This window comes from Stenotrophomonas sp. 62841_Sma (genome assembly GCF_056482945.1).
Genome location: NZ_CM151224.1, coordinates 4,348,653 through 4,374,471, shown reverse-complemented (window position 1 = coordinate 4,374,471; position 25,819 = coordinate 4,348,653). Strand labels below are relative to the sequence as shown.

General features: G+C 66.1%; 24 protein-coding genes. 14 read left to right on the top strand and 10 right to left on the bottom strand.

Translation table 11 applies throughout. The features are described from left to right. Positions 1 to 149: 149 nt before the first annotated feature. The 6 genes from ACZK5G_RS20400 to ACZK5G_RS20375 all read left to right on the top strand — a co-directional run bounded on the left by ACZK5G_RS20400 (position 150) and on the right by ACZK5G_RS20375 (position 5,307). Entirely contained in the window at positions 150 to 1,115 is a 966-nt protein-coding gene (locus tag ACZK5G_RS20400) for a hypothetical protein (RefSeq protein ID WP_049401648.1), read from the top strand. Then, a complete protein-coding gene (locus tag ACZK5G_RS20395) occupies positions 1,108 to 1,656 on the top strand; it encodes a GTP-binding protein (protein ID WP_032130283.1) in 549 nt (182 codons plus the stop codon). The genes ACZK5G_RS20400 and ACZK5G_RS20395 overlap by 8 nt, the downstream gene beginning before the upstream one ends. Continuing rightward, the gene (locus ACZK5G_RS20390; protein WP_006398057.1) at positions 1,649 to 2,065 is read left to right on the top strand and encodes a roadblock/LC7 domain-containing protein; all 417 of its coding nucleotides are present in this window, start codon (positions 1,649 to 1,651) and stop codon (positions 2,063 to 2,065) included. The genes ACZK5G_RS20395 and ACZK5G_RS20390 overlap by 8 nt, the downstream gene beginning before the upstream one ends. A gap of 53 nt (positions 2,066 to 2,118) precedes the next feature. Further along, positions 2,119 to 2,478 carry a hypothetical protein gene (locus tag ACZK5G_RS20385; protein ID WP_005419760.1) on the top strand — a complete coding sequence of 120 codons (360 nt, stop codon included), beginning with the start codon at positions 2,119 to 2,121 and terminating at the stop codon, positions 2,476 to 2,478. A 146-nt stretch (positions 2,479 to 2,624) separates the two neighbouring features. After that, entirely contained in the window at positions 2,625 to 4,355 is a 1,731-nt protein-coding gene (aceK, locus tag ACZK5G_RS20380; protein ID WP_049400768.1) for a bifunctional isocitrate dehydrogenase kinase/phosphatase, read from the top strand. Positions 4,356 to 4,416: 61 nt separating this feature from the next. Next, positions 4,417 to 5,307 (top strand): energy transducer TonB, encoded by an 891-nt coding sequence (locus tag ACZK5G_RS20375; protein WP_478464591.1) that lies wholly within the window; start codon positions 4,417 to 4,419, stop codon positions 5,305 to 5,307. A 34-nt stretch (positions 5,308 to 5,341) separates the two neighbouring features. On the opposite strand, the gene ACZK5G_RS20370 is transcribed toward ACZK5G_RS20375, so the two are convergent. From ACZK5G_RS20370 to trxA, 3 genes are all read right to left on the bottom strand, one after another. Continuing rightward, positions 5,342 to 6,916: a sensor domain-containing diguanylate cyclase gene (locus tag ACZK5G_RS20370; protein WP_032130287.1), complete on the bottom strand. Its 1,575-nt coding sequence runs from the start codon at positions 6,914 to 6,916 to the stop codon at positions 5,342 to 5,344. 210 nt (positions 6,917 to 7,126) lie between these two features. Next, positions 7,127 to 8,869: a transcription termination factor Rho gene (gene rho / locus ACZK5G_RS20365; protein ID WP_029379723.1), complete on the bottom strand. Its 1,743-nt coding sequence runs from the start codon at positions 8,867 to 8,869 to the stop codon at positions 7,127 to 7,129. 228 nt (positions 8,870 to 9,097) lie between these two features. Beyond that, positions 9,098 to 9,427: a thioredoxin gene (gene trxA, locus ACZK5G_RS20360; protein ID WP_005411275.1), complete on the bottom strand. Its 330-nt coding sequence runs from the start codon at positions 9,425 to 9,427 to the stop codon at positions 9,098 to 9,100. Between the two features lie 510 nt (positions 9,428 to 9,937). Here trxA and rhlB point away from each other — a divergent pair. From rhlB to ung, 5 genes are all read left to right on the top strand, one after another. After that, positions 9,938 to 11,662, top strand: coding sequence for an ATP-dependent RNA helicase RhlB (rhlB, locus tag ACZK5G_RS20355; RefSeq protein ID WP_032129537.1), 1,725 nt, complete (start codon positions 9,938 to 9,940; stop codon positions 11,660 to 11,662). Positions 11,663 to 11,794: 132 nt separating this feature from the next. Continuing rightward, complete coding sequence (gene ftsE / locus ACZK5G_RS20350) at positions 11,795 to 12,481, top strand: cell division ATP-binding protein FtsE (protein WP_032129538.1); 687 nt, start codon at positions 11,795 to 11,797, stop codon at positions 12,479 to 12,481. Positions 12,482 to 12,484: 3 nt separating this feature from the next. After that, on the top strand, positions 12,485 to 13,432 hold the full coding sequence (ftsX, locus tag ACZK5G_RS20345; protein ID WP_087923798.1) for a permease-like cell division protein FtsX: 948 nt from the start codon (positions 12,485 to 12,487) through the stop codon (positions 13,430 to 13,432). A gap of 7 nt (positions 13,433 to 13,439) precedes the next feature. Next, positions 13,440 to 14,282, top strand: coding sequence for a response regulator (locus ACZK5G_RS20340; RefSeq protein WP_478464589.1), 843 nt, complete (start codon positions 13,440 to 13,442; stop codon positions 14,280 to 14,282). Positions 14,283 to 14,291: 9 nt separating this feature from the next. Beyond that, a complete protein-coding gene (ung, locus tag ACZK5G_RS20335; RefSeq protein WP_049400766.1) occupies positions 14,292 to 15,005 on the top strand; it encodes a uracil-DNA glycosylase in 714 nt (237 codons plus the stop codon). A gap of 37 nt (positions 15,006 to 15,042) precedes the next feature. Here ung and ACZK5G_RS20330 read toward each other — a convergent pair whose 3' ends face one another. From ACZK5G_RS20330 to ACZK5G_RS20320, 3 genes are all read right to left on the bottom strand, one after another. After that, positions 15,043 to 16,578 carry a serine hydrolase domain-containing protein gene (locus ACZK5G_RS20330; RefSeq protein WP_235202899.1) on the bottom strand — a complete coding sequence of 512 codons (1,536 nt, stop codon included), beginning with the start codon at positions 16,576 to 16,578 and terminating at the stop codon, positions 15,043 to 15,045. Positions 16,579 to 16,708: 130 nt separating this feature from the next. Next, positions 16,709 to 18,235, bottom strand: coding sequence for a M56 family metallopeptidase (locus ACZK5G_RS20325; RefSeq protein WP_478464586.1), 1,527 nt, complete (start codon positions 18,233 to 18,235; stop codon positions 16,709 to 16,711). Next, positions 18,232 to 18,624 (bottom strand): BlaI/MecI/CopY family transcriptional regulator, encoded by a 393-nt coding sequence (locus ACZK5G_RS20320; protein WP_032129544.1) that lies wholly within the window; start codon positions 18,622 to 18,624, stop codon positions 18,232 to 18,234. The genes ACZK5G_RS20325 and ACZK5G_RS20320 overlap by 4 nt, the downstream gene beginning before the upstream one ends. Positions 18,625 to 18,981: 357 nt before the next feature. Here ACZK5G_RS20320 and rpoH point away from each other — a divergent pair, with 357 nt between their 5' ends. From rpoH to ACZK5G_RS20305, 3 genes are all read left to right on the top strand, one after another. Beyond that, a complete protein-coding gene (gene rpoH / locus ACZK5G_RS20315) occupies positions 18,982 to 19,857 on the top strand; it encodes an RNA polymerase sigma factor RpoH (RefSeq protein ID WP_032129545.1) in 876 nt (291 codons plus the stop codon). Between the two features lie 176 nt (positions 19,858 to 20,033). Continuing rightward, positions 20,034 to 20,417 (top strand): type II toxin-antitoxin system RelE/ParE family toxin, encoded by a 384-nt coding sequence (locus ACZK5G_RS20310; RefSeq protein WP_183080207.1) that lies wholly within the window; start codon positions 20,034 to 20,036, stop codon positions 20,415 to 20,417. Further along, positions 20,401 to 20,733, top strand: a complete 333-nt coding sequence (locus ACZK5G_RS20305) for a helix-turn-helix domain-containing protein (RefSeq protein WP_019338970.1) — start codon at positions 20,401 to 20,403, stop codon at positions 20,731 to 20,733. The genes ACZK5G_RS20310 and ACZK5G_RS20305 overlap by 17 nt, the downstream gene beginning before the upstream one ends. 123 nt (positions 20,734 to 20,856) lie before the next feature. Here the strand turns inward: ACZK5G_RS20305 and purD are convergent, their stop codons facing one another. The 4 genes from purD to purH all read right to left on the bottom strand — a co-directional run bounded on the left by purD (position 20,857) and on the right by purH (position 25,645). Then, positions 20,857 to 22,140 (bottom strand): phosphoribosylamine--glycine ligase, encoded by a 1,284-nt coding sequence (purD, locus tag ACZK5G_RS20300; RefSeq protein WP_478464584.1) that lies wholly within the window; start codon positions 22,138 to 22,140, stop codon positions 20,857 to 20,859. A 47-nt stretch (positions 22,141 to 22,187) separates the two neighbouring features. Beyond that, complete coding sequence (locus ACZK5G_RS20295) at positions 22,188 to 23,222, bottom strand: virulence RhuM family protein (RefSeq protein ID WP_182266797.1); 1,035 nt, start codon at positions 23,220 to 23,222, stop codon at positions 22,188 to 22,190. Between the two features lie 116 nt (positions 23,223 to 23,338). Further along, positions 23,339 to 24,043, bottom strand: a complete 705-nt coding sequence (locus ACZK5G_RS20290) for a hypothetical protein (RefSeq protein WP_182266796.1) — start codon at positions 24,041 to 24,043, stop codon at positions 23,339 to 23,341. Between the two features lie 18 nt (positions 24,044 to 24,061). Beyond that, positions 24,062 to 25,645, bottom strand: coding sequence for a bifunctional phosphoribosylaminoimidazolecarboxamide formyltransferase/IMP cyclohydrolase (purH, locus tag ACZK5G_RS20285; protein WP_478464583.1), 1,584 nt, complete (start codon positions 25,643 to 25,645; stop codon positions 24,062 to 24,064). Between the last annotated feature and the right edge of the window lie 174 nt (positions 25,646 to 25,819).

Below are 25,819 nucleotides of genomic sequence, written 5' to 3'. Positions count from 1 at the left end.
AACTTGCCCGCGATGGCCGTCGCAGAACGGATAGGAGACAGCCTGCAACCGCCCTCGATCTGAGCAGTCGATCACGACGGCTGCCGCTGGCGATGCCCTAGCCTTGGCGACGCGAGGCCACCGGGGAGGTGGCCGCACGGGGAACACGGATGGCACGCGTGCTGGTAGTGGGAACCGACATCCAGGGCGAGCAGGCCCTGCTGCAGCGGCTGCGCGTGGCATCGGCCCTGCCGGACGGTCAGATCCGCCGCAGCCAGGACCTGGATGATTGCGATCTGCTGGTCATCCGCGATACGCCGGCGCTGCGCAACGCGGCCCAGCGCATGCGTCAGCAGCGTCCGCGACTGCAGTGCTGGATCGAAGATCTGGGCGGCCAGCTGCGTGACGGTGATGGGCACCAGGACGTGCTTGACGATGGTGCCATCGGCCGCGCGCTGCGCCGCATGCAGTTGGCACCGGAGCCCATGGCCATGCACGCACCCGCACCGATCCGTCTGGCTGATGGTGCACACGCCATCACCCGCCTGCTGCGCGAGCGGCTGCCGCTGCGACAGGGGCAGGCACTGTTGAGTGATGCGAGCGAGCCTCTGCTGCTGATGGATCTGGAGCACGACCAGGCCGTGCTGCTGCAGGAACCGGCTGCGGCGCTGGTGGAGCGTCTGGCCGATGCCTTCGAACACCTGCAACTGGATGCGCTGACACCCGCACGCCTGCAGGCGCTGGCCGGTGAGCGGCCACGCCAGCCACTGCGACCGCTGCTGTGGCAGTGGGCACAGCGCAGCCGCCATTGGCAGGCATTGGACGAACGCCTGCGTGGCGCTTCAGTGAAGCTGCTGCGCTGGCCGGACTTCCGCGTACTGGGCCACGACCATGATGGCTTCCGCCTGTGTTCGCTGCTGCTCAAGCGCGCGTGCACGGTTGACGAGTGCGTGATGCTGCTTGAGTTGCCGGCTGCGGCGGTGCGCGATTTCATCCATGCCGCCTACCTGTGCGGCTACGCGCAGCTGCAGACTGCACCGGCGACGCCGCTGATGGCGACAGGTGGCACCCGCACCGACAACGGCCTGCTTGCCCGCCTGTGGCGGCACCTGCGCGGGAGCGAACGCAATGCGTGAGCACAAGGTGGTGGTGCTGGGCGGCATGGGCAGCGGCAAGTCGACCCTGGTACGCAGCATCGCGGCTGGCGCGGTGGTCGACACGGATGTGGCCAACAGTGATCGCCTTGGCGCCGACAAGGCCTCCACCACCGTAGCGCTGGACTACGCAGACATCGACCTGCCCAATGGCGAGCGCCTGCGCCTGTACGGCACGCCGGGCCAGCAGCGTTTCGATTTCCTCTGGCCGATCCTGCTGCAGGGCGCCCGCGGCGCCGTGCTGCTGCTGGATGCGCGGCGCGCCGGTCTGGCCAGCGAACTGGAAGGCTACCTGCAGGTGCTGCAGCCGTTCGCTTCATCCCTGGCACTGGTCGTGGCGGTCACCCACCTGGACCAGGCACCGCAGGCCGCACTGGACGACTGGGCCGCCCGTGCCTGCCTTGACGAGCAGCCGCTGCCGCTGCTCGCCGTGGATGCCCGTGACCGCGAACAGGGACTGCTGCTGATGGATGTACTGATGAGCGAAATGGAAGCGCACGCACTGGTGGCGGCGCATGGCTGACGGGCAGGCGGCGGTACTGCCTGATGCCGGCCAGCGAGAGCGCCTGCAGCCCTTGCTGCAGGATCTGCTGCAGCGTGTTGAAGGCGTGCGCACGGTCGTGCTGGCCAGCGTCGATGGCTTCGCCCTGGTCAGTGCCGGGGCCGAAGGGCGCGGTGAGCGGCTGGCGGCGATGACCAGCGCGATGCTGGCGCTGGCCGCGGCAGTGGGCCGCGAACTGCTGCTGGGCGATCTGCAGACGCTGATGCTGGAGGCCGCGGGCGGCAAGGTGCTGATGCTGGCGATCCAGGCCGAAGGGCGCGCACCGCTGCTGCTGATGGCGGCCTGCGACCAGCGCAGCGTGATCGGCCAGGTGCTGTGGCAGAGCAGGGAATGTGGCCAGGCGATCCTGGCCGAACTCGGCGGATCGTGAGCCCGTCCGCAGGGGAACGAGGGGCTCGAACCAACATCGACAAGGGGTGCGACGTGGCTGGATTGAATGAATCGTTGAACGCACTGATGGGCATCGACGGCGCGCAGGCAGTGGCGCTGGTCGACTACGAAAGCGGCATGCTGCTGGGCGAAGCCGGTGCCGGCATGGACATGGAAGTGGCCGCCGCCGGCAACACTGAAGTGATCCGCGCCAAGATGAAGACCGCCGCGTCGCTGAACCTCAACGACAGCATCGAGGACATCCTGATCTCGCTGGGCAAGGCGTACCACATCATGCGCCCGGTGGCGAAGAAGAAGGGCCTGTTCTTCTACATCGTGCTGGACCGGACCAAATCCAACCTGGCGCTGGCGCGGCGCAAGGTGCAGGACGTGGAGGCCGAACTGGCGATCTGAGCCGGTAGTGCCGGCCACTGGCCGGCATCTGCATGGATCCATCGGCGGTCCAGGGGCTGCCGGCCAGCGGCCGGCACTACCTCTGCGCTCGACGGCATCACACACGCCAGCGTATGGTGAAGCCGGTCCTCCCGGATGAGCCCTGCATGTCCACGCCTGACATCGTTGCCGAGCTGGCGCCGCGTATCGCCGGTGCCATCCGCGATGGTTTCGAGCAGTACCATGCCCGCTTCGCGGCGATCACCGCGCGGGCGCGGCAGCGCTTCGAGCAGCGCGATTGGGCTGGTGCGCGACAGGATGCGGTCGAGCGCATCGCCCTGTACGACCTGTGCATCGCCGAGCAGATGGATGCGTTGCGCCGCCTCGCCGATGACGCGATCGGCGAGCGCGCGCTGTGGCTGCAGGTGCACGCGCAGTACAGCGCGCTGCTGCAGGGCCTGATCGACGCCGAGCTGTACAAGACCTTCTACAACACGCTGTCGCGGCGCCTGTTCGCTACCCGCGGCGTGGACCCGGCGCTGGAATTCATTGCTTTCGACGTCGAGCCCTCCGATGCAATCACCCATCCTGTCGCGCGGCATACCTACGCGGTCTCGCCGACGCGGCCGGTGGAGGCCCTGCAACGCGTTCTGGCCGACTACCGCTTCGACATCCCCTATGCGCACCAGCTGCGTTGTGCGGCGGCCATCGCCGTGCGCCTGCAGGACGACCTCGCCCATTGGGGGGACACGCCGGTACGCAGCATCGAACTGCTCGACACGGTGTTCTACCGCGAGCGCCGCGCTTACCTGGTTGGCCGCGTGTTCGGCGAGCATCGCTTTTCGCCATGCGTGATTGCCCTGGTCAACGATGCGCGCGGCCTGCGTGCCGATGCGGTGCTGACCCGGCGCCGTGATGTCGCCCATCTGTTTGGCGTGTCGCGCAGCTACTTCCAGGCTGACCTGGGCACCGTGGGCGACGCGGTGGTGTTCCTGCGCAGCCTGCTGCCGGGCAAGCCGATCGACGAGATCTACACGGTGCTGGGACGTGCCAAGCAGGGCAAGACCGAGCGCTACCGAACCTTCTTCCGACACTTCAACGAGCATCCGCAGGAACGGCTGGTGCATGCCGAAGGCACGCCGGGCATGGTCATGGCGGTGTTCACCCTGCCCAGTTATCCATTGGTGTTCAAGCTGATCCGCGACCGTTTCGCCTGGCCCAAGGCAATGTCGCGGCAGCAGGTGGAAGAGAAGTACGCGCTGGTGTTCAATCTCGATCGTGTCGGCCGCCTGCTTGATGCGCAGCCTTATCGCCACCTGCGTTTCCCGCGCGAGCGCTTCGCGCCGGCCCTGCTGGAAGAGCTGCTGCAGCAGTGCGCGCAGAGCGTACGTGTCGATGGCGACGAGGTTGAAGTCGCACTGTGCTATGTGCAACGTCGTTTCCGTCCTTTGAATCTGTACCTGCGCGAGCAGTCCGGCGAGGCGGTGCGTGCGGCGGTGCTCGACTACGCGCAGGCGATCACCGACATGGCGCGCAACAACATCTTCCCCGGCGACATGCTGCCGAAGAACTTCGGTGTGTCACGGCACGGCCGGGCCGTGTTCTATGACTATGACGAGCTGTGCCTGGTCAGCGACTGCGTGTTCCGCGCCTGGCCGCAGCCACGCACGCCAGAGGAAGCGATGGCCGACGAGCCGTGGTTCCATGTCGGCCCGCGCGACGTGTTTCCCGAGCGCTTCGGTCCGTTCATGGGCCTGCCTGCTGCGGAGCTGGCAGCCGTGCGCGAGCACTACCGGCACCTGTTCGACCCGGGCTGGTGGCAGGGCCTGCAGGAACGCTTCGCCCGGGGTGATTATCCGGACACGCCACCCTACGCGGGCGCACACCGGCTGGCGTGAACCGGCTGTCATCGCGGCTGGGACTGGGATAGGCTCGCCGTTCATCACCAAGGATCCGGCAATGATGCGTTCCCCACTGTTTCTCGCCCTCGCGCTGGCCGTAGGTGCCGGCGCCCCCCTGCTTGCAGGCGATGCAACTGCGCAGACCGCACGTGCTGTACGTGCGACTGCGGAAATGAGCATGGTGCTGTCCGGTCATATCGAGGTCACGCCGGAGGGCGCGGTCCGTTCGCTGGTGCTGGACCAGAAAGCCATGGTGGCCCCGAGCATCGCCTCCTTCGTGGAAGGTATCATCGGTGGCTGGCGCTTCGAGCCCACGCTGCGCGATGGCCAGGCAGTGGCCACGCGGGCCCCTTTGCGCGTTCGCCTGCGTGGCAAGGCTGCGGCCGATGGCGGTTATGAAATCAGCATGACCAGTGTCGACTTCAGCGAGTACGATCCGAAGGCTACCGATTCGGTGACCCAGCTGCACATGACGCCGCCGCGCTACCCGGAAGCGGCCTACCGTAACGGTGGCCAGGGTGAGGTGCTGCTGTTGGTCAAGGTGGCCCGTGACGGAACAGTGGCCGATGTGGCCGCCGAGCAGGTGAACATGGCCGTGGTCGCACCTGAGCGGACCCTGGCCAAGATGCGTGACATCCTGGCCAGAGCCAGTGTCAGTACCGCCCGCACGTGGACCTTCAAGCCGCCGACCACCGGCGAGGACAGCACCCGGGACAGCTGGACGGTTCGCATCCCGGTGAACTTCGCCCTGAACAATGATCCCAATGCAGTGGCGGAACGCTATGGCCGCTGGCGCGCCTTCATTCCGGGGCCGCGGCAGACCGTCCCGTGGCGCGAGGCGGACCCGGTCGAGCAGGTCGGCAGCGATCTGCTGCCGGAAGGCGGCGTCTACATGGTGGACGGCGCCAAGCGCGGCCTGCGCCTGCTGACCCCGCTGGCGCAGGGCTGAGAACCGCTGCGGAGCCGGGCAGCCCGGCTCCGCGTCAGTCGGCGTACGGGTAGACCACCACCCGGTTGCGGCCCTGTTCCTTGGCCATGTACAGGGCCTTGTCGGCCAGCCGCAGCGCCTGTTCTGCGTCGACATGGAAGCTGGGGAAGTGGGCCACGCCCAGCGATACGGTGATGGTGCCGACCGGTTCGAACGGATGGTCGGCGATGTGCTGGCGCAGGCGTTCACCGGCCTGGCGGGCCGATTCAGTACTGATGCCCGGCAGCAGCAGCAGGAACTCCTCGCCGCCGGCGCGGCAGAGGATGTCGCTGTCGCGCGAGTAGCGGCGCATCTGGTCGGCGATGTGGACGATGGCGTTGTCGCCGACGTCATGCCCGTAACTGTCGTTGATCGACTTGAAGCGATCGATGTCCAGCGCCAGGATCGCGAACGGAATGCCCTGCACCTGCAGCGCATCCAGCGCCTGCTGCAGCCCGCGGCGGTTGAGCAGTCCGGTCAGCGGGTCGGTGCGGCTGGCACGGTTGAGCGTGCCGATACGATCCTGCAGCGCATTGAAGCTGTGCAGCACCGCCTGTTTGAGCTGGGCGACCTCGAAGTACCAGGCGCGGATGCCGCTGACGTGGTTGATCGCGTTGCCGGTGTCCTCGCCGCCCTGCACGTTGCGCGCCAGTTGCCACAGCGGCATCGAAATGCGGCGCGCGAACCACCAGGTGACCAGCAGCGACAGCAGGCCGAGTGGAATCGCATTCCAGATCACTGCGGTCATCAACCGCGACAGCGGCTGCAGGGTGGCCTCGGTCGGGCGCTGCGCGATGATGCCCCAGCCGGTGGCCGCCACCGGTGCATAGCCGGCCAGCATCGACACGCCGCGGTTGTTGCGTACCTGTTGTGCGCCCCGTTCTCCGCGCACCACGGCCTTCACCGCCGGGTTGCCGACCACGTAGTCACCCACCCGCTTGCCATCTGCGTGGTACAGCAGGCGGCCATTGCGGTCCACCACGTACAGGTAGGAACCGTCGCGGTAGTAGTGCTTGCCCAGCAGCGTGTGCAGTGCACTGCGCTGGCGCAGGTACAGGGTGCCGCTGACATAGCCGCGATAGCGGCCCTGGCGGTCGAAGATCGGGTGCGACAGCGACACCAGCAGCTTGCCGGTGGCCGATTGGTACGGATCACTGATCATCGGCTGGCGCGCCGCCAGTGCCGCGTTGTTGCCGACACTGTGCAGCACCTCACCCTGCAGCTGCAGGGTCTGCGGCGAGGTGGCGATCACCAGGCCGTCGGCGTCCACCACCAGTGAGGAGTTGAAGCTGCTGGACTGCAGCTGCAGGCGGCTGGCTTCATCCTGGGCCTGCTTCGGATCAAGGTCGTCCTCGCCCAGGCGGGTCGCGGCATAGGCCAGCTGCTGCTGCGCGGCCAGCAGGAAGTTCTGGGTGGTCTCGGCCAGCTTGGTGGCGTAGACGCGGTTGGCTTCCAGGGTATTGCCGACCAGCTGGTCGCGCTGCACCCGGTAGCTGGCCAGCAGGGTGTTGGCCAGCGCGATGATGGCGCTGAGCAGGGCCAGGGCGAGGATCAGCTTGCCCAGGTTGAGGCGGGGAGACAGCGTTCGCATGCGTCGACGGATCCGGCAGGAGGCTGGACCCGACCGGTTCTCCGGAAGGGGCGACAGCGGGAATCGGTGGCAGGGCCCACGGGGGCCGGGCAGGGTATCGCGCGGATTATCGCCAAAAGCGGGCGCGAACGAAGTGAAGTGCGTCGCCCTGCAGGCAAAAAAAAACCTGCCGCAGCGAGCGGCAGGTTTCTTCTGATGCAGCGCCAGGGATCAGCGCTTCATCGAACCGAAGAACTCGTCGTTGGACTTGGTGTTCTTCATCTTGTCCAGCAGGAACTCCATCGCGGCCATTTCATCCATCGGATGCAGCAGCTTGCGCAGGATCCAGATCTTCTGCAGCAGCTCCGGTTCGATCAGCAGGTCTTCGCGGCGGGTGCCGGAACGGTTGATGTCGATGGCCGGGAACACGCGCTTTTCAGCGATACGGCGGCTCAGGTGCACTTCGCTGTTGCCGGTGCCCTTGAACTCTTCGTAGATCACCTCGTCCATCTTCGAGCCGGTATCGACCAGCGCGGTGGCGATGATGGTCAGGCTGCCGCCTTCTTCCACGTTGCGCGCGGCACCGAAGAAGCGCTTCGGGCGGTGCAGGGCGTTGGCGTCGACACCACCGGTCAGCACCTTGCCCGAGCTCGGCACCACGTTGTTGTAGGCGCGGGCCAGGCGGGTGATCGAGTCGAGCAGGATCACCACGTCCTTCTTGTGCTCGACCAGGCGCTTGGCGCGCTCGATGACCATTTCGGCCACCTGCACGTGGCGCGCGGCCGGCTCGTCGAAGGTCGAGCTGATGACCTCGCCGCGCACGGTGCGCTGCATCTCGGTCACTTCTTCCGGGCGCTCGTCGATCAGCAGCACGATCAGGTGCACGTCCGGATGGTTGGTGGTGATGGCGGTGGCGACCTGCTGCATCATCATGGTCTTGCCGGCCTTCGGCTGCGACACGATGAGCGAGCGCTGGCCCTTGCCCTGCGGGGCCATCAGGTCGAGGATGCGGCCGGTGATGTCTTCCGACGAACCGTTGCCGCGCTCCAGGGTGAAGCGGCGGCGCGGGAACAGTGCGGTCAGGTTCTCGAACAGCACCTTGTTCTTCGACGCTTCGATCGGCTCGCCGTTGATGGTGTCGACGATGTTCAGCGCGAAGTAGCGCTCGCCGTCCTTCGGGAAGCGGATGCGGCCGGAGATGTGGTCGCCGGTGCGAAGGTTGAAGCGGCGGATCTGGCTGGGCGAGATGTAGGTGTCGTCCGGGCCGGCCAGGTAGCTGGCTTCGGCCGCGCGCAGGAAGCCGAAGCCGTCCGGCAGGATTTCCAGCACGCCGTCGGCGGCGACGCCGTCACCGTGGCGGGTCAGCACCTTCAGCAGGGCGAAGATCACGTCCTGCTTGCGGGCACGGGCCACGCCTTCGGAGATCTGCAGCTGCTCGGCGATTTCCAGCAGCTTCTGTGCCGGCATGCGCTTGAGGTCGCTCAGCGAGTAGACCGGGAAGCCCTCGGGCACGTTGGCGTGCGGGCGCGGCACGAACGGCTGCTGCTCGCCGCCGTCGTTGGGCAGGCCATCGTCGCGGAAGCGGTTGTTGCGGTCACGGTCGCGGCGGTTGCGGAAGCGGTCACGGCGGTTGCCCTGACCTTGCCCCTGGCCCTGCTGGCCGTTCTGGTTGTACGGGTTCTGGCCCTGGTTCTGGCCGCCCCCCTGGTGGTTCTGCTGGCGCGGCTGGCCGGATTCGCGACCCTCACCGCCTTCGCCACCGCCACTGCTGGCAGGGGCCTCGGCGGCGGGCGCGCTCGGTGCAGGGGCAGCAGCCGGTGCCTCGGGCGCGGCGGCCAGCGGCAGGGTCGGCTGCGCCGGCGCGGCGCTGGTTTCGGCGGCTGCCGGAGCGGCGGCCTTGCTCACGCGGGGCTTGCGCACGCGCTTTTCGGCGGGCGCATCGGCGCTGCCGGTTTCGGAAGTGTTATCGGACAAGAGCGTTATTCCTCGCTTGAAGGTGCGAGCGCCCGGCTGGGGCGGCGAACGTTGGGAATGGGTCTGGAAGAAACTGCGTCCAGAGGGTGCGGCACGCGAACGCGGCCGGATATGCCGACACTATCATCGGCCTGCGGCGCCACGCAAGGGTCGCCGGGAACAGCATTCATCATGGGCGCGGGGCGCCCGCCGGCAGCCGCGGTCGGCGGCTGCCGGAGAACAGCAGGATCAGGCCAGGGCCTTGTCCAGCAGTCCGGCCAGCTGGGCCTTGCCCACCGCACCGATCTGCTCGCCGACCTTCTCGCCGTCCTTGAACACGACCAGGTACGGAATCGAACGCACGTGGTACTTGGCGGCCAGCGCACGGTTGTGGTCGACGTTGACCTTGGCGATCTTGGCGCGGCCCTGGTAGGCATCGGCCAGTTCGTCCAGCGCCGGGGCGATCATCTTGCACGGGCCACACCACTCGGCCCAGAAATCGACCAGCACCGGTTCCTTGGAATTCAGCACTGCGCTATCAAAGTCGGCGTCGCCGACATGTACAACCTTGTCGCTCATCTTGGTTTCTCGTCTTGGATTGCACCCGGCCATGCCGGAGGTGGGTGAACTGGGCCATGCCCGGTGGCGCGACCCTCGTCGTTGCCTCGCGGCGCACTGCCGCGGTGCGTTCGGCGGGATGCCTGGACGCTCACGGCCGGCAGTGTACCCCTATCGCAGGGCGGGGACAGGCGCCGGCTGGAACCCAGCGTATCGTGATCGCTTCGATGCCTGGTATGTGTCGGATTTCACTGTCTTCCTGTACATGGGGCTGGCAGCGGGCGACACCAGCGGCCCTGGCAGGGCCGTTCAAGTCCGGTGTGGCTGGGTGAAGGGTGCCGTCTCTTGACTTTATGAGACAGCTCATTCCGGTTTGCCGGCCCGAGTGCGTTAAACTGGGGCATTGTGCGGCGCGCGGACCGGGTGGTCCCAGCCTGCCAACCCGCCGCAGGGGCCGCAGTTTGCGACGGTGCCCCTAGACGATGAAGTGCCAGCCGCCCCACGGGCCGGCGGCCATACCAAGACGGACTCATGAGCGACAAACCGCTGACCGATTTGACCTTCTCCTCCTTCGAGCTGCATCCGGCCCTGCAGGCCGGCCTTGAAGGAGCCGGATTCACCCGCTGCACCCCGATCCAGGCGCTGACCCTGCCGGTCGCGCTGCCCGGTGGTGATGTTGCCGGCCAGGCCCAGACCGGCACCGGCAAGACCCTGGCCTTCCTGGTCGCTGTGGTGAACCGCCTGCTGACGCGTCCGGCCCTGGCCGACCGCAAGCCGGAGGATCCGCGCGCGCTGATCCTCGCCCCGACCCGCGAACTGGCCATCCAGATCCACAAGGATGCAGTGAAGTTCGGTTCCGACCTGGGCCTGCGTTTCGCTCTGGTCTACGGCGGCGTGGATTACGACAAGCAGCGCGAACTGCTGCAGCAGGGCGTGGACGTGATCATCGCCACCCCGGGCCGCCTGATCGACTACGTGAAGCAGCACAAGGTGGTCTCGCTGCACGCCTGCGAGATCTGCGTGCTGGACGAAGCCGACCGCATGTTCGACCTGGGCTTCATCAAGGACATCCGCTTCCTGCTGCGCCGCATGCCCGAGCGCACCACCCGCCAGACCCTGCTGTTCAGTGCCACCCTCAGCCACCGCGTGCTGGAGCTGGCCTACGAGCACATGAACGAACCGCAGAAGCTGGTGGTTGAAGCCGAGACCATCACCGCCGCGCGCGTGCGCCAGCGCATCTACTTCCCGGCGGACGACGAGAAGATCCCGCTGCTGCTGGGCCTGCTGTCGCGCAGCGAAGGCGCGCGCACCATGGTCTTCGTCAACACCAAGGTGTTCGTCGAACGCGTCGCCCGTTCGCTGGAAAAGGCCGGCTACCGCGTCGGCGTGCTGTCCGGCGACGTGCCGCAGAAGAAGCGTGAGAGCCTGCTCAACCGCTTCCAGAAGGGCCAGCTGGAAATCCTGGTGGCCACCGACGTGGCCGCGCGTGGCCTGCACATCGATGGCATCAAGTACGTCTACAACTACGACCTGCCGTTCGACGCCGAAGACTACGTGCACCGCATCGGCCGTACCGCGCGCCTGGGCGAAGAGGGCGATGCGATCAGCTTCGCCTGCGAACGCTATGCGATGGGCCTGCCGGACATCGAGGCCTACATCGAGCAGAAGATTCCGTCCGAGCCGGTCACCAAGGAACTGCTGACCCCGCTGCCGCGCCCGGAACGCCCGGCCCCGGCTGCGGGCGAGGAAGGCGAGGACAACGAAAGCGTCGGCCAGATCTTCCGCGAAGCGCGCGAAGCCCGCGCTGCCGAGGAAGAGCGCCGTGGCGGTGGCCGTAGTGGCGGCCGTTCCGGCAGTGGTGGTGGCCGCGGTGGCCGCGACGGTGAGCGCAGCGGCGAGCGCCGTTCGCGTGGCCCGCGCAAGCCGCGCGTGGAAGGCGAGCAGGGCGCTGCCGCCCCGGCCGCCGGTGCCGAAGGCGCTGCCGCGCAGGCCCCGCGTCCGCCGCGCCCGCCGCGTGCTGAAGGCGCACCGGAAGGTGCGGTGGACGGCGAGCACAAGCCGCGCAAGCGCCGTCGTCGTCGCCACGGCCGTCCGGTCGAAGGTGCCGAGGGTGTGCAGAACGCCGCCGGCAATGGCGCCAGCCCGGTCACCCCGGTGCAGGTGGTGGCCAAGCCGGTGCGCACGGCTGCTGATACCGGCGATTCGTTCCTGACCCGCATCGGCCGCAAGATCCGCCGGATGCTGTCGGGCAGCTGATCCGCCGATGGTGGTGCCCCATGGGGCAGGGTAGTGCCGGCCGCTGGCCGGCAACCCACGAAGCTGCCGGCCAGCGGCCGGCACTACCGATGGCGCTACCGATCCGTCGCGCCGCTCCTGCATAATCGGGGCATGAGTGTCCTGCGCTTCGACAATGTCAGCAAACAGTACGCCGGTGGCCACGAGGCGCTGACCGATGTCAGCTTCGAGGTCGCGCCGGGCGAGATGCTGTTCGTCACCGGCCATTCCGGTGCGGGCAAGAGCACCCTGCTCAAGTTGATCCACCTGGACGAGCGGCCCAGCCGCGGCGCGGTGGTGTTCGACGAGCGCAACCTGCTGAAGGTGCGCGGTGGCGACGTGCCCCGCCATCGACGCGCGGTCGGCGCGGTCTACCAGGACCACCGCCTGCTGATGGACCGCTCTATTGCCGAGAACGTGGCGCTGCCGCTGATCCTGCGCGGCACCCGCCGTAGCGACATCAACAAGCGTGTGCGCTCGGTGCTCGAGCGGATGGGCCTGGGGCATCGCGAGAAGGCACTGCCCTCGCAGCTGTCGGCCGGTGAGCAGCAGCGCGTCGGCATCGCCCGCGCCATTGTCGGTGAGCCCAAGCTGCTGGTGGCCGATGAGCCGACCGGCAACCTCGACCCGACCCTGGCGGCGGAGATCATGGCCCTGTTCGCCGAGCTGCCCGCGCGCGGCACCAGCGTGCTGGTGGTCAGTCACGACCTGCCGCTGCTGCGCCGCATGCGCAAGCGCGTGCTGATCCTTGACCACGGCCGGCTGGTGGATGACATCTCGCCGCAGGACCTGGCGGAGTAATCGATGGCGAAGAACGAAAACAGCGAAGCCGCCGCCCCGTCGCGTGTGGGCGTCTGGTTCCAGCACCACGTGCACAGCGTGGTGTTCAGCCTCGGCCGCGCCTGCCGCAAGCCGTGGGCGACCCTGCTGACGGTGATGGTCATGGCGCTGGCGCTGGCCCTGCCGCTGGGCCTGTCGATCGCGCTGGACAACCTCAAGCAGTTCGCCGGCAGCGTGCAGCAGTCGCGCGACATCAACGTGTTCCTGAAGGGCAACGTCGATGGTCCCGGCGCGCTGCGCCTGGCCGGCCAGCTGCGCGATCGCGATGACGTGGCCGAAGTGAACGTGCGCACGCCCGAGCAGGGCCTGCAGGAACTGCGCGATGCCGGCCTCGGCGAGGCGATCGATGCACTCAACGATAACCCGCTGCCCTCGCTGCTGGTGATCACTCCGGGCCAGGGCAAGGACGACGCACGCCTGGCGCGCGCGCTGGAAAGCCTGCCCGAGGCCGACCTGGTGCAGCACGATGCGCTGTGGCGCCAGCGCCTGGATGCCTGGCTGGCGTTCGGTGCAAGGCTGGTGCAGGTGCTGTCGGTGCTGCTCGGCGTCGGCGCCGCGCTGGTGGTCGGCAACACCGTGCGCCTGGACATCCAGGCCCGCCGCGAAGAGATCGGCGTGCTGCAGCTGCTCGGCGCCAGCGATGGCTTCATCCGCCGCCCGTTCCTGTACCTGGGCGCGTGGTACGGCCTGGGTGCCGGTGCGGTGGCGCTGGCCCTGATCGGCGCCGCCGGTGCCGCACTGCGCGTGCCGCTGGCTGAACTTTCCCGCAGCTACGGCAGCCCGTTCGTGCTGCACGGCCTGGACCTGCTGCATGGCGGCCTGGTCCTGCTCGGCACGCTGCTGCTGGGTTGGCTGGGCGCGTGGCTGGTGACCGGCCACTTCCTTCGCCAGACCCGCCCGACCGACACCTGAGACCGGCATGCAACCGCAAGCGCTGAAGCACCTTGATGGGCCCGCGACGCGGGTGATGGTGGTCGATGGGTCAAAGCTGGTCCGCAAACTGATCGCCGACGTCCTGCAGCGCGACCTGCCGGGCGTGGAAGTGATCGGCTGCGACAGCATCGAGGATGCGCAGCTGGCGCTGGCGCAGGGCCCGGTGGATCTGGTGACCACCTCGCTGACCCTGCGTGATGGCGACGGCCTGGCACTGGCGCGGATGGTCCGCGAAGCCGCAGGCCAGGCCTATGTGCCGGTGATCGTGGTCTCCGGCGATGCCCAGCAGCATCTGGAGCAGCGCCGCTTCACCGAGTACGTCACCGACTATTTCGACAAGGCGCTGGGCCACGAGGCACTGGCGACCTTCATCCGCGGCTACGTGCAGCCGCAGACCATTCCCGGCGCCACCATCCTCTACATCGAGGACAGCCGCGTGGTCGCCGAGGCTACCAAGCGCATGCTGGAACGCCAGCAGTTGAACGTGCTGCACGTGGTCAGCGCCGAAGAGGCGTTCACCCTGCTCACTGCCGAGTCGCTGGGCCGCAGTCGCCACCGCATCGACCTGGTGCTGACCGACGTCACCCTGAAGGGCGAACTGAGCGGTCGCGACGTGGTGCAGCGCGTGCGCGTGGACTTCGGCTACGGCAAGCGTCGCCTGCCGGTGCTGGTGATGACCGGCGATGGCAACCCGCACAACCAGACCGGGCTGTTGCAGTCCGGTGCCAACGACCTGGTGCTCAAGCCGATCGAAGAGCGCCTGCTGGTCACCAAGGTGCTGTTCCAGCTGCGCCTGGCCCGGTTGAACGATGGACCCCTGATTCGATGAAGTGGCGTGATGATTGATGAAGTAGCCGGCACCCCGACGATCCAGCTCGAGCCGAGCTGGAAGCAGCATGTCGGCGATTACCTGATGCAGCCGCAGATGCGCGAGCTGTCCAGCTTCCTGCGCCAGCGCAAGGCCAGCGGTGCGGCGGTGTTCCCGCCCGGCCCGCAGATCTTCGCTGCGTTCGATGCCACGCCGTTCGAGCAGGTGAAGGTGGTGATCCTCGGCCAGGACCCGTACCACGGCCGCGGTCAGGCGCATGGGCTGAGCTTCTCGGTGGCGCCCGGAGTGCCGGTGCCGCCGTCGCTGCTGAACATCTACAAGGAGATCGAGAGCGATCTCGGTATCCCGCGTCCGGACCATGGCTGCCTGATCCCGTGGGCGCAGCGCGGTGTGCTGCTGCTCAATGCCGTGCTGACGGTGGAAGAGGGCCAGGCCGGTGCCCACCAGGGGCGTGGCTGGGAAGGTTTCACCGACCACGTGGTGGATGTGCTCAACCGCGAACGCGACGGCCTGGTGTTCATGCTCTGGGGCGCGTACGCGCAGAAGAAGGGCAAGGTCATCGACACCCGCCGCCACCGTGTGCTGAAGTCGCCGCACCCGTCGCCGCTGTCGGCCCACCGCGGCTTCCTGGGCTGCCAGCATTTCTCGATGGCCAACGAGTACCTGCAGCGCCGCGGCCAGGCCCCGATCGACTGGTCGCTGCCGCCGCGTTCGGCGCTCTGAGCGGGCCGGGCAGTAGCCCGGCGCCGCCAGCGATGGATCAATGGCCCGCTGCTGGCGCGATATCCGCGCGCCGATAGTAGGCACGCGCGCCTTCGGCGATCACGCTGAGGGCTTGGGCCGTGCCGTCGCCACCACGGTGGAACAGCAGCTCCGCACCTACGCTGCCGGCGAGGAAGCGAACAGGGGTCAGTGCCTGGAGCATGACGGCCTTGCCCCGTCCTGGAAGGCGCAGTTCCAGTCCCGCTTGGCCTGCCTGTACGTCCAACGTCGTGGCTTCGAACCAGTCAGCGAGACCGCCGCGGACGTCCATCGGCAGCGCGCCATCGAGTACGAAGTGGCCGCTGAAACCTGGGTAGCTGTCGCGCAGAAGCGCCGGGTCAAGCGTGCGGATGACTGGTTTGGCATTGTGGCCGAGTGCGTCGGAAAGGGCATTGCGGATCTCCCCGCGCAGTGCGGGGCCGTTGTCGCCATTGGTCAGGATGACGAATCCATCGCCGCTCTCCGGGTAGCCTTCGATGCCGGCGTGATAGCTGTCATTGCTGCCATTGTGGAAGAAGCGGCGACTGGCGCCGTTGCCGGCGAGCTCCGGTCCCAGGCCACGACCGGCCGGCGCCACTTCGCTGACCATCTGCAGGGCCAATGACTGCGGCAGCCATCCATCCTTGGTGCGGATGCTGCGCAGCAGGGCCGCGACGAACAGGCCCATGTCGTTGGCGCTGGTCCACAGCCCGGACGCCGCCTGTTCCGGAAAGCTCTGCCAGCCGCGTGGCAGGGCCTCCGGCAGGCCTTTGTTGTCGTGCGCATGGGCAACGTTGCCGTAGCCGGCAGGCAAGGGGCTCTGGTACGTGCTGCGGGACATGCCCAGTGGCGCGAACACCTCGCGACGTGCGACGTCGGCGAATGCTCTGCCCGTCAGGTCTTCGATCGCCAGCTGCACCACCGTGTAGCCGCCACCGGAATAGTCGACCTGCTGGCCGGGCGCGTGGATCAGGCGTATCGGTTCATTCTTTGCAGGCGCCAGTCCATCCAGTGTCTGCAGCAAGGTCGGCAAGCGTTCGGCGGGCTGGTAGTCCTGGAAGCCATGCACATTGAAGCCGGCGGTGTGCGACAGCAGCATGCGCAGGTTGATCGGCGGGTGCAGTCCCTGCGCATCGGCAGGCACATGCCAGCGGCGCAGGCGTGGATCGATGTTCTCCTCCAGCGAGACCTTGCCGGCAGCAACCAGCTTCAGGGTGGTCGCCGCAGCGCCCATCTTGCTGACCGAGCCCACCGAGAACACGGTATCGGCATCCACCGCGTCGTGCGTGCCCGCCTGGCGCAGGCCGTATCCGGCGGCGTACACCACCTTGCCATCGCGGATCACCGCAACGGCGGCACCCGGCACCTTGTAATGGGCAAGGCGTTCCTCGATCGACCACTGCGGCAGCGCCGCGCCCAGCTGCGCGGTGCTGGGGCGCAGGCCATGGGCCATTGCCTGGGCAAAGCGCGCAGCGTCTTCTGCGCTGGCGTCAGTGGCCATCACGTGGAACGGGGTCAGGCAGACCAGCAGCGAACACAGCAACAGGCGGTTCATCATCGACATCCTTGCGGGAGTGGAAGAGGGTTGGGATCGGCGCAGGCGTTGCCACGCACGCCTGCCGCGTCCGATCGTTGCGGGTGGAACAGGTTGCCGCCGCAGCGCAGAGGGCGATGCGGCGGCGGAGTCAGCGTCGTTCGCGGCGGGCGCCCTGCGTCAGCAGGTAATCGCGTACGGCCGCGGTGCCGGCCTGGTTCAACGGTGTCCGCCAGCGGCCCAGCCAGCCGTCGGCTTCCACCCCCAGGTTGATATCGGCGCCGTGCGCGAGCAGGTACTGCACGGTGACCAGATGCCCTTCGCGCGAGGCATTGATCAGCGGCGTCTCGTCATAGGTCACGACCCGGTTGACGTCTGCACCGGCCTGCACCAGCTGCTCGACGATGGGTTGCAGGCCCAGCGCGGAGGCGACGATCAACGGATTGCCTTCGCCCAGCGCAGCGCGATCAGGGTCGGCTCCCAGCTGCAGCAGGGCGTCGACCATCACCGGATCGCGTGCGCGGATGGCCTGGATCAGCGCCGTGCCATCGCCGAGCACGCGCGCATCGAGATCGACGCCCGCCACCGCCAACGCGCGCACCTGCGCGACGTCATGCGTGCTGGCGGCCTGGAGCAGAGTGTTGACGCGCGTATCGGAGGTGCTGGCCGCTGGTGAGGCCAGTCGTGGTGAGACAGCCACCGCGGTGCCGACGCAGGCCAGCAGAAGCAGCAGGCCCAGCATCAACAGACTGCGGCGCCGAGGGGCGTACGACGGGGCGTCCAGCAGTTGGTCGATGCGCTGCGCCAGCTGGCTGCGTGCACTGAACATGCCCAGTGCAAGCGTCGGCGCCTCTTCGCGCAGGGCCTGAAGCTGTTCGATACCGGCCAGCAGCGAGCCTGCATAGTCCAGCGGTTCGCGTGCCTGCATCGCAGCGCGTGCATCACAGGCCATTTCGCGCAGTAGCGCCAGGCGTGCCTGGGCAAGGTGCAGGAGTGGATTCCACCAGAACAGTGCTGTTCCCGCCCGCAGCAGCGTGCTTGTCCACAGATCGCGTCGATCCAGGTGTGCAACCTCGTGGCGGACGATGTCGCGCAGCACGTTGTTGTCCAGCCGTGCCAGCAAGGGGCGGGGCAGCAGGATCTGCGGGCGCCACAGGCCGACCACCATCGGCCCGACGACGGCGCAGGTGGCGATCGTCACGTGGGCGGGCACGATGTCGGCCAGGGCCGCGCGCAGTCCGGCGGACGCCGGTTGTGCCAGCCGCCGCAGCCGGCGCGCGTGCAGCATCGCGTCCAGCAGGCGCATGCCCAGCCACAGGGTGCCAAGCAGCCACACCACTGCAAGCACTGTCGGCAGGGTCTTCGGTAGTTCGACGTAATAGATGTCGGGCTGCCGTCCAGCTTCGAAGATGGCCTCTCCCGCCGTTGCGCCTTCGCCGGGCAGGGGGTGGAACGCGGCGGCGGGCGGTGCCGGTGCAGGCAGGGTGGTCGACCAGCCCGGCAGGAAGGCGCTGAGCGGCAACAGCAGGGCCGCTGCCATCGCGGCGGTCAGCAGCCAGGAGCGCTGTTCGGCACTGAGGGCCCGCCGCCGTGCCAGCCACAGTGCGGGCAGCAGCACAACGGCAGACAACAGCAACTGCCGAAGGCCCAGTGCCATCGCCATGTCGATGAGGTTCATTCCTTCCTCCCGGCCCTGGCATCGCTGATGCGCTGCTGCAGTGCCTGCAGTTCGTTGCGGTCGATTTCGCGTTCGTCCACCAGGTGCTGTGCCAACACGTTCGGTGAGCCGTCGAAGAACTGATGCAGCAGATGGTCGAGCGCTTGCCGGCGGGCCTGCTCGCGGCTGAGCGTGGCGTGATAGATGTAGGCGCGACCTTCCTGGCGATGACTGACAAAGCCCTTCTTCGCCAGCACGTTGAACATGGTCAGCACCGTGGTGTACGCGACCGGCTTGTGTTCGCCGAGCACATCCGCCACATCGCGGACGGACGCTTCGCCCTTGTCCCAGAGGATGTCGAGGATGGCCTGCTCGGCGGGGGTGGGATTCTGCGAGACAGGGCGGGCCATGCGCTTCTACGTATGAATTAGTTGATGCATCGGAGCATGTCGCCGGATGGCTGTCAACGGGTTTCTTAGTAGTAAAGGTGCGGCCCTCAGCCTTCGGGCCTGAACACCCGGCAACGTCTTCTGGCCTGAATGGGCCTCAAGAACGGCCCGTTCAGCTCCGCTTGACCGGAATCGGCCGGTTTCCAGCAGGTAATTGATTGAATTCCAAGGGATTGTGAATCCCGAAAAGCGTGCTCGCCACTGTCATCAAATCGCGCTACGGTAGGGCTCTGTTTGGGACCAGTGTTGCATCAATAGGATGCTGGAACTTTTTCCTCCTTTAGCAGTCCAAATGCCGGACTGCTAAGATGGGTGCCTATGAGCCAGAACACCTCTACTGCCCTTGTGGCAAACAATCTCCCGATTCCCAGTGCGCTCGGTTCGCTGGACGCCTACATCGGTGCCGTGCACCAGATTCCGGTGCTGTCGGTCGATGACGAACAGGACCTGGCCCGTCGCTTCCGCGACGGCAACGATCTCGACGCCGCCCGCGAGCTGGTGCATTCGCACCTGCGCTTCGTGGTGCACGTGGCCCGCGGCTACAACGGCTACGGCCTTGCGCTGGGCGACCTGATCCAGGAAGGCAACATCGGCCTGATGAAGGCGGTCAAGCGCTTCGACCCGGACATGGGCGTGCGCCTGGTCTCCTTTGCCGTGCACTGGATCCGTGCCGAGATGCACGAGTTCATCCTGAAGAACTGGCGCATCGTGAAGGTCGCCACCACCAAGGCGCAGCGTAAGCTGTTCTTCAACCTGCGCAAGTCGAAGACGCGCCTGGGCTGGATGAACGCGGCTGAGGTCAGCGCGGTGGCGAAGGACCTGAACGTGTCCGAGCGCGAGGTCATGGAAATGGAGTCGCGCCTGTCCGGTCGCGATATCGGTTTCGATGCGCCGACCGACGAGGACAACGAACACGCGCCGCCGTCGCCGGCTGCGTACCTGGTTGCCAACGACGAAGACCCGTCGATGGCCTACGAACGTGCCGACAGCGAAGACAACCAGATGCAGCTGCTGCGCGAAGGCCTCGCCGAGCTGGATGCGCGCTCGCGCGACATCATCCGCCGCCGCTGGCTGGATGCGGACAGCAAGGTGACCCTGCAGGAACTGGCTGACGAATACGGCGTGTCGGCCGAGCGTATCCGCCAGGTTGAAGCGAACGCGCTGAAGAAGATGAAGGCGCTGTTCACCGCATAAGCGGAAAGGCGTCGCAATTGTGAAAGGCTCGGCAGCAGTGCCGGGCCTTTTTCGTTTGTGGGGCTTAGCTACGCATGACGTGGCTCTATTCTGACGCCAGGACGGTGGTTGCGCCGACCTGATCATGTGCTGGATGCTGATGTTCACGCTGTACCACGCAGTGGCACGGTATGATCATGCCACGCGTCTTCCTCACACGAAGTTTCAATCGCAGCATGCGCAGGACCACCCTGTCCGACGCTGCGCTGTACCGGTCGGTACGTGAAATGGAAGCGGGTCTGGTGGATGCTGATCTTGGCGGCGGAATCTTCAAGAAGCGCGTTGCCTTGCCGGGGCGAGGAAAGCGTGGGAGCGTTCGAATCATCGTCGCCACACAGCGAGGCGGGCATTGGTTCTTACTTTTCGGCTACGAGAAGAATGAGCGTGCTGCGATCACGAATGCGGAACGCGATGCGCTGCAGTTGTACGCATCGGAGTTCCTGAAAATGAGTGCGGCGCAGTTGAATCGTGCCGTGGAGTACGGGGATCTACAGGAGATCGACCATGACGAAGACCCCTGAGCGACGGCGCGCGAAAAGTGCGCTTCTTGAAGCGGTGCATGATGCCGCTGTGAGTCTGCACGCGCATGGTTTCATCGATAAACGTCGATTGAGCAGCTACGAAGCGCTTTGCCTTGAGCCGGTGCCTGAGTACAGCAGTGCCCAGATACGTGCCCTGCGTACGTCATTGCAGCTCAGTCAGCCGGTCTTTGCGGGAGTTCTCAATACCAGCGTTTCCACCGTACGCAGCTGGGAGCAGGGCGAAAAGAAGCCCAGCGGACCGTCACTGAAGTTGCTTAACCTGATTGATCGGAAGGGACTCGAAGCAGTCCTGTAAAGCAAAGGCCCGGTTCTGCCGGGCCTTTGTTTTTCCGAGGCGTTCAATCCACGCATGGCGTGGATCTACTGCTGATTCCAGTAGAGCCACGCCATGCGTGGCTGCTCTGCTATCGCGTGGGCCTCAGCCCTCGCGTGCGATCGCCCGCCAGCCGATGTCGTTGCGGTGGAACTCATTGGCCCAGGTCACCTTGGCCACGCCTGCATAGGCATTGGCCTGCGCGTCGCGCACGCTGTCGCCCAGCGCCGCCACACACAGCACGCGGCCGCCGGCACTGACCACCTGGCCCTGTGCATCCAGCGCGGTGCCAGCATGGAACACCTTGGCACTGGCCGGCACATCATCCAGGCCGGAAATCACGTCACCGGTGATCGGTGCTTCCGGGTAGGGCTTCGCGGCCAGCACGACGCCCAGCGACGGGCGCGGATCCCAGTGTGCTTCCACCTGATCCAGCCGGCCATCGATGGCGGCTTCCACCAGCTCGACCAGGTCCGACTGCAGGCGCAGCATCACCGGCTGGGTTTCCGGATCGCCGAAGCGCACGTTGAATTCGATCACCTTCGGCGCGCCGCTGGCATCGATCATCAGGCCGGCGTAAAGAAAGCCGGTGAACGGGATGCCGTCGGCGATCATGCCCTGCACGGTCGGGTTCACCACCTCGCGCATCACGCGGGCGTGCACCTCCGGGGTGACCACCGGGGCCGGCGAATAGGCGCCCATGCCGCCGGTATTCGGGCCGGTGTCGCCGTCGCCGACGCGCTTGTGGTCCTGCGAGGTGGCCATCGGCAGCGCATGAACGCCGTCTACCATCGAAATGAAGCTGGCTTCCTCGCCGTCGAGGAATTCCTCGATCACCACGCGGGCACCGGCATCGCCGAAGGCGTTGCCCGAGAGCATGTCACGCACAGCGTCTTCGGCTTCGACCTGGGTCATCGCCACGATCACGCCCTTGCCGGCGGCCAGGCCATCGGCCTTGACCACGATCGGTGCGCCCTTCTCGCGGATGTAGGCCAGCGCGGCGTCCACCTCGGTGTGCACGGCGTAGAACGCGGTGGGGATGTTGTGGCGGGCCAGGAAGTCCTTGGCGTAGGCCTTGCTGCCTTCCAGCTGCGCGGCAGCGGCGGTCGGCCCGAAGATACGCAGGCCGGCGGCGCGGAAGCGGTCGACCACACCGGCCACCAGCGGTACTTCCGGGCCGACCACGGTCAGCGCCACGCCTTCGGCCTGCGCCAACGCCAGCAGGCCGTCGATATCGGTCACCTTCACCGCCACGTTGCGGCACTTGTCTTCGCTGGCGGTGCCGGCGTTGCCGGGCGCCACGATCACTTCGGTGACACGGGAGGACTGGGCCAGCTTCCATGCCAGGGCGTGTTCGCGGCCGCCTGAGCCGATGACAAGGATTTTCATTGAGAGGAGATCCTGGGAGACAAACATGGTTGAAAACAGCAAATCATTCAGATGGGCTTCTTGTCGGAAGCCAAGAGCGCTACCTCTGCATTGAGCTTCCTGATATCAAGCTCAGCTTCGTGTTCAGATGCCTTCACTGCGGATGCACGTCGTGTTGCTTCGAACGCAGCGTAACGTTCTGTGATGATGGTCTCCATCTGCTGCTTGGATACTCGCCCGGGGCCGTCGAGAATGGCGCGTTCATTGAAATCAAGGAAGCGATCGGTCTGCTTGATCCAGTCCGACATACGGGTTTCGATTCGTCTCTCCGCCCGATCCTCAGCGAAGTCCAGAAACATAGAGACCAACCGGTTGAGCTGTTCAAGTTCTGGCTGGAGTAGGTAGTTCTTGGAGATGACGGCATCCGATTTACGAGGTGTTTCGCCTGCCCAGTTGGTCAGCCCCATGTGGGGCGCGTCGGGGGATGCGCGTTCCACGATTAGTTGGGCGGCGGTGCGGCCGGTGACTGCGTAGACCAGCTTGTTCTGAATGGTGGCGAAGAACGTTCTAGCGGTGGAGGCGGTGCCGTCGTAGTCGGAGCTGCTGATTTTGAAAAGGTCACGCAACGTCTGATAAAAGCGCTTCTCCGTGCTGCGGATGTCACGGATTCGGAGCAGGAGTTCCTTGAAGTAGTCAGCACGCTCGGCGTCTTTGAGCCGCTCGTCGTCTAGAAGAAAGCCTTTGACCAGATACTCGGACAGGGTATCACTGGCCCATCGGCGGAACTGGCTCCCTCGGGGCGACCGGACGCGGAAGCCGACCGCCAGGATCATCTCCAATCGATACAGCTGAATCGATCGGCTGACTGTGCGCTTGCCCTCGGTTTGAACTGTCAAGTAATCCTTGACGGTTCCGTCGGCTTGTAGTTCGCCATCCTGCAGGACATTCCGGATGTGAAGGCTGACGTTCTGCTTGGTGGTGTCGAAAAGCTCAGCCAGCTGGCCTTGTGTCAACCAGACTGTGCCGTCTTCGGCACGCAGATGAATGGCCGTCCGACCATCCTCGGTGCGATAAAGGATCAGCTCGCCGTGGTTTTTGATCATGACGTTGTCCCTGCCTTGCCCAATACTGTCATTGGCAGTGAAATCTCCCAATGGTCGTCAGTCGATACCCACCGGCCGCTTGGCAACACGGCTGCCAGAGACGGCGGCGGTGAACTTTACTGCACTATCCTTTCGATCAAAGCGAGCGCCGGAGGGGCAATTGCAGGAATGCTGCTTGCCACTGTCATCAGGTCAGCAAGAATCGAAAGGCCTTCCCTCAGCGCATTGGAGTTCGGCATAGTTTCGCCTGCGTCCTTAAGGGTGCTTATATCGAAAGCGGTTGCCTTAAGTAGATCAAATATTGCTTCCTGCCCGACAATGCCATAGTTCTCGATTGCAGCAATCAAAGACCGAATCCTCTCCAAGAGGATGATCTTCGCTTCTGGCGCGAGCTCTGATGCAACAATGTCATCAAGTGAAGTCCGCAGAGCGGACAGGGCGTGATCCAGGCGGTCCCCGTCAAGCTTCGCAGTCCGGCGTTCGCCATTCACCAATTTTGCCTGCATTTTCAGGTAGGTGATGGAATGGGAATCCACATGCTTGAAAAAGTCATTCCAAGACGACTGGAGGGTTGCCATAGACATCGCGGCTGTCAGTCTGGAGCGCCAGTGATCGACGCCTGCGGTGCAATCAGGGTGAAGCTCCACGATCTGTCGCGCAGCCTCGCCAGAAAGCGACAGCAACGCACCAATGTGTTCTGGGACTTCATGATCGTGATCAATGCCAAACAGAACCTTCCAATTGTGCAGGCATGGATTGGATGGGGGTAGTTGCTTCGCACGCAACAGGATGTCAAGAAGTCTGGATGCTGCATTATCCATGGATACCTCGTGAGCGGATCAGTGGCGGAAGTGGCGCACGCCGGTGAACACCATGGCCAGGCCATGTTCATCGGCGGCGGCGATCACTTCGGCATCGCGCATCGAACCGCCCGGCTGGATGACCGCCTTGATGCCGGCGGCGGCAGCGGCATCGATGCCGTCGCGGAACGGGAAGAACGCGTCGGAGGCCATCACCGAGCCCTCGACCACCAGGTTCGCATCGGCGGCCTTGATGCCAGCGATGCGGGCCGAGTACACGCGGCTCATCTGGCCGGCGCCGACACCAATGGTGCGGTTGTCCTTGGCATAGACGATCGCGTTGGACTTCACGAACTTGGCCACCTTCCAGGCGAACAGCAGGTCGGTGAACTGCTTGTCGGTCGGCGCCAGCTTGCTGACCACCTTCAGTTCGTCGCGGGTCATGCCGCGGTTGTCCGAGGACTGCAGCAGCAGGCCCGAGCCGACGCGCTTGCTGTCGAAGTTGTTCAGGCCATCGCCGTGCGGGATGCGCAGCACGCGCACGTTGGCCTTCTTCTGCGCGTATTCCAGCGCGGCCGGCTCGTAGTCCGGGGCGATCAGCACTTCGACGAACTGGCGGTCCAGAATCACCTTGGCGGTGGCGGCGTCCAGCGGTTTGTTGAAGGCAATGATGCCGCCGAAGGCGCTGGTCGGGTCGGTGGCGTAGGCCAGCTCGTAGGCATCGCCGTTGCCGGCACCGACGGCCACGCCGCACGGGTTGGCGTGCTTGACGATGACGCAGGCCGGCGCATCGAACTGGCGCACGCATTCCCACGCCGCGTCGGCATCGGCCAGGTTGTTGTAGCTCAGTTCCTTGCCCTGCAGCTGCTGGAAGGTGGCCAGCGTGCCCGGCACCGGGTACAGGTCGCGGTAGAACGCGCCGCTCTGGTGCGGGTTCTCGCCGTAGCGCAGGTCCATCACCTTCACGAAGGTGGAGTTCATCTGTGCCGGGTACTCGGTACGCGCCGGCACCGCAGCGTGGGTGGCGGTGACCGCCGACAGGTAGTTGCTGATCGCGGCGTCGTACTGGGCGACGCGGTTGAACGCGGCCACCGAGAACGCGAAGCGGGTGGCAGCCGACAGCTGGCCGTTGTTGGCCTCCAGCGAAGCCAGCAGCTCGGCGTACTGCGACGGATCGGTAGCCACCGCCACGCGGGCGAAGTTCTTGGCTGCCGAACGCAGCATCGCCGGGCCGCCGATGTCGATGTTCTCGACCGCGTCGGCGAGGGTGCAGTCGGCCTTGGCGGTGACCGATTCGAACGGGTACAGGTTCAGCACCAGCAGGTCGATGGCGCCGATGCCGTGCTCGGCCATCACCGCATCATCCAGGCCGGAACGGCCCAGCAGGCCGCCGTGCACCATCGGGTGCAGGGTCTTGACCCGGCCGTCCATCATCTCCGGGAAACCGGTGACGTCGGCGACGTCCTTCACGGCCAGGCCCATGTCGCGAATGGCTTTTGCGGTGCCGCCGGTGGACAGCAGTTCCACGCCACGTGCGGCCAGCGCAGTGGCCAGCTCGACCAGGCCGGTCTTGTCGGAAACGGAGAGGAGGGCCCGGCGGACGGGCAACAGATCGGCAGTCATGGGACAGAATCGGCAGCGGAGCGGGGCCGATATTGTAGGCGGTGGGGGCCGGTGGCGGGTGCCGCAGGAGCAGATTCGCCGCGTTCAAGGCCGGCTTGACCGTGATGGGCACGATTGGCGGGCTTGTCAGCCATCGCCGGGCACGGCACGGTGCCGCCTGTCCCCCGTGTGCAG

Coding starts and splice junctions, on each gene's coding strand:
- purD (WP_478464584.1), bottom strand. CDS start 22,140: ATGAAAATCCTTGTCATCGGCTCAGGCGGCCGCGAACACGCCCTGGCA.
- ACZK5G_RS20320 (WP_032129544.1), bottom strand. CDS start 18,624: ATGGCCCGCCCTGTCTCGCAGAATCCCACCCCCGCCGAGCAGGCCATC.
- ftsX (WP_087923798.1), top strand. CDS start 12,485: ATGGCGAAGAACGAAAACAGCGAAGCCGCCGCCCCGTCGCGTGTGGGC.
- trxA (WP_005411275.1), bottom strand. CDS start 9,427: ATGAGCGACAAGGTTGTACATGTCGGCGACGCCGACTTTGATAGCGCA.
- ung (WP_049400766.1), top strand. CDS start 14,292: ATGATTGATGAAGTAGCCGGCACCCCGACGATCCAGCTCGAGCCGAGC.
- ACZK5G_RS20295 (WP_182266797.1), bottom strand. CDS start 23,222: ATGATCAAAAACCACGGCGAGCTGATCCTTTATCGCACCGAGGATGGT.
- ACZK5G_RS20370 (WP_032130287.1), bottom strand. CDS start 6,916: ATGCGAACGCTGTCTCCCCGCCTCAACCTGGGCAAGCTGATCCTCGCC.
- ACZK5G_RS20330 (WP_235202899.1), bottom strand. CDS start 16,578: ATGAACCGCCTGTTGCTGTGTTCGCTGCTGGTCTGCCTGACCCCGTTC.
- ACZK5G_RS20375 (WP_478464591.1), top strand. CDS start 4,417: ATGATGCGTTCCCCACTGTTTCTCGCCCTCGCGCTGGCCGTAGGTGCC.
- ACZK5G_RS20305 (WP_019338970.1), top strand. CDS start 20,401: ATGACGAAGACCCCTGAGCGACGGCGCGCGAAAAGTGCGCTTCTTGAA.
- ACZK5G_RS20400 (WP_049401648.1), top strand. CDS start 150: ATGGCACGCGTGCTGGTAGTGGGAACCGACATCCAGGGCGAGCAGGCC.
- rpoH (WP_032129545.1), top strand. CDS start 18,982: ATGAGCCAGAACACCTCTACTGCCCTTGTGGCAAACAATCTCCCGATT.
- ACZK5G_RS20310 (WP_183080207.1), top strand. CDS start 20,034: ATGCCACGCGTCTTCCTCACACGAAGTTTCAATCGCAGCATGCGCAGG.
- ACZK5G_RS20390 (WP_006398057.1), top strand. CDS start 1,649: ATGGCTGACGGGCAGGCGGCGGTACTGCCTGATGCCGGCCAGCGAGAG.
- purH (WP_478464583.1), bottom strand. CDS start 25,645: ATGACTGCCGATCTGTTGCCCGTCCGCCGGGCCCTCCTCTCCGTTTCC.
- ftsE (WP_032129538.1), top strand. CDS start 11,795: ATGAGTGTCCTGCGCTTCGACAATGTCAGCAAACAGTACGCCGGTGGC.
- ACZK5G_RS20290 (WP_182266796.1), bottom strand. CDS start 24,043: ATGGATAATGCAGCATCCAGACTTCTTGACATCCTGTTGCGTGCGAAG.
- ACZK5G_RS20395 (WP_032130283.1), top strand. CDS start 1,108: ATGCGTGAGCACAAGGTGGTGGTGCTGGGCGGCATGGGCAGCGGCAAG.
- rhlB (WP_032129537.1), top strand. CDS start 9,938: ATGAGCGACAAACCGCTGACCGATTTGACCTTCTCCTCCTTCGAGCTG.
- ACZK5G_RS20325 (WP_478464586.1), bottom strand. CDS start 18,235: ATGAACCTCATCGACATGGCGATGGCACTGGGCCTTCGGCAGTTGCTG.
- aceK (WP_049400768.1), top strand. CDS start 2,625: ATGTCCACGCCTGACATCGTTGCCGAGCTGGCGCCGCGTATCGCCGGT.
- ACZK5G_RS20340 (WP_478464589.1), top strand. CDS start 13,440: ATGCAACCGCAAGCGCTGAAGCACCTTGATGGGCCCGCGACGCGGGTG.